Origin of the sequence: Pseudomonas sp. MF6747 (genome assembly GCF_963890955.1) — a bacterium.
GTDB lineage: Bacteria > Pseudomonadota > Gammaproteobacteria > Pseudomonadales > Pseudomonadaceae > Aquipseudomonas.
Map to the genome: position 1 here is coordinate 1 of NZ_CAWPSZ010000038.1, position 2,408 is coordinate 2,408.

A 2,408-nucleotide genomic window follows, 5' to 3' on the forward strand; every position below is an offset into this window, starting at 1 on the left:
ACACTTCCGCTGGACTTGCCCGCTTCGATGTTGATCGTCTGACCGTTGCTCAAGGTAACCGTCACAGCGGTTTGTGCTGGGTTGGTCAGCGTGGCGGTGTAAGTGATGTTGCCGCCTTCAACGACCGATGGATCTGCCGTTAGAGTGACGGTGGTGGTGTCGATCGAATCAGTGATCGTGGTGACGGCTGGGGCAGTACCTGGAACCAAGTTCTCAAAGTTACCGCCAGTTGCATTGGTAATAGTGGTGCTGACAGTCGAACCATTGTTGTAAACGTCGTTAGCCGGCGTTTCAAACACCACCGAGCCCGCAGATTTACCGGCTTCGATAACGATGGTCTGACCATTGCTCAGCGTCACGGTGACCGGAGTTTGCGCCGGGTTGGTCAACGTCGCGGTGTAAGTGATATTGCCGCCTTCAACGACTGACGGGTCCGCCGTCAAAGTGACGGTAGTGGTGTCGATCGAGTCGGTGATGGTGGTGGTCGCTGGCGCTGGGTTGGTTGCCAGGTTTTCGAAGTTACCACCGGTGGCGCTGGTGATCGTCGTGTTGACGGTCGAACCGTTGTTGTAGACGTCGTTGGCCGGCGTTTCGAAAACTACAGTTCCGCTGGACTTGCCCGCTTCGATATTGATCGTCTGGCCGTTGCTCAAGGTAACCGTCACCGCAGTTTGCGCCGGGTTAGTCAGCGTAGCGGTGTAGGTGATGTTGCCGCCTTCAACGACCGATGGGTCCGCCGTCAGGGTGACGGTTGTGGTATCGATCGAGTCGGTGATCGTGGTGGTGGCTGGCGCTGGGTTGGTCGCCAGGTTCTCGAAGTTACCACCGGTGGCGTTGGTGATCGTCGTGTTGACGGTCGAACCGTTGTTGTAGACGTCGTTGGCTGGAGTTTCGAAAACTACAGTCCCGCTGGATTTGCCAGCTTCGATGTTGATCGTCTGGCCGTTGCTCAGCGTGACCGTCACAGCAGTTTGTGCTGGATTGGTCAGCGTGGCGGTGTAAGTAATGTTGCCGCCTTCAACGACCGATGGGTCCGCCGTCAGGGTGACGGTAGTGGTGTCGATCGAGTCGGTGATCGTAGTGGTGGCTGGCGCTGGGTTGGTTGCCAGGTTCTCGAAGTTGCCACCGGTAGCGTTGGTGATCGTCGTGTTGACGGTCGAACCGTTGTTGTAGACATCGTTGGCCGGAGTTTCAAACACCACCGAACCGGCAGATTTCCCGGCTTCGATGACGATGGTCTGGCCATTCGAAAGCGTCACAGTCACCGCAGTTTGCGCCGGGTTAGTCAGCGTAGCGGTGTAAGTAATGTTGCCGCCTTCAACGATCGATGGATCCGCTGTCAGAGTGACAGTGGTGGTATCGATCGAGTCGGTGATGGTGGTCACCGCTGGAGCTGGGTTGGTCGCCAGGTTTTCGAAGTTACCACCGATGGCGTTGGTGATCGTCGTGTTGACGGTCGAGCCGTTGTTGTAAACGTCGTTAGCCGGCGTTTCAAACACCACCGAGCCTGCAGATTTACCCGCTTCGATGACGATGGTCTGGCCATTGCTCAGCGTCACGGTGACCGGAGTTTGCGCCGGGTTGGTCAACGTCGCGGTGTAAGTGATGTTGCCACCTTCAACGACCGATGGATCTGCCGTCAGAGTGACGGTGGTGGTGTCGATCGAATCGGTGATCGTGGTGACCGCAGGTGTAGTGCTCGGCACCAGGTTCTCGAAGTTACCGCCAGTTGCGTTGGTGATCGTCGTGTTGACGGTTGAACCGTTGTTGTAGACATCATTAGCCGGCGTTTCAAACACCACCGAGCCCGCAGATTTACCCGCTTCGATAACGATGGTCTGGCCATTGCTCAGCGTCACGGTGACCGGAGTTTGCGCCGGATTGGTCAGCGTGGCGGTGTAAGTAATGTTGCCGCCTTCAACGACCGAGTTATCGGCAGTCAGAGTAACGGTAGTGGTATCAATCGAGTCGGTGATCGTGGTGACCGCAGGCGTAGTGCTCGGTACCAAGTTCTCGAAGTTACCGCCGGTAGCGTTGGTGATCGTCGTGTTGACGGTCGAACCGTTGTTGTAAACGTCGTTAGCCGGGGTTTCGAAAACCACACTTCCGCTGGACTTGCCCGCTTCGATGTTGATCGTCTGACCGTTGCTCAAGGTAACCGTCACAGCGGTTTGTGCTGGGTTGGTCAGCGTGGCGGTGTAAGTGATGTTGCCGCCTTCAACGACCGATGGATCTGCCGTTAGAGTGACGGTGGTGGTGTCGATCGAATCAGTGATCGTGGTGACGGCTGGGGCAGTACCTGGAACCAAGTTCTCAAAGTTACCGCCAGTTGCATTGGTAATAGTGGTGCTGACAGTCGAACCATTGTTGTAAACGTCGTTAGCCGGCGTTTCAAACACCACCGAGCC

Annotated in this window: 1 protein-coding gene; it reads right to left on the reverse strand. The window is 56.5% G+C overall.

Going from position 1 to position 2,408, the window contains the following annotated elements; genetic code table 11:
* Window positions 1-2,408: immunoglobulin-like domain-containing protein (locus tag AACW30_RS23960; protein ID WP_325167608.1), on the reverse strand; the 2,408-nt coding region annotated here is incomplete at both ends.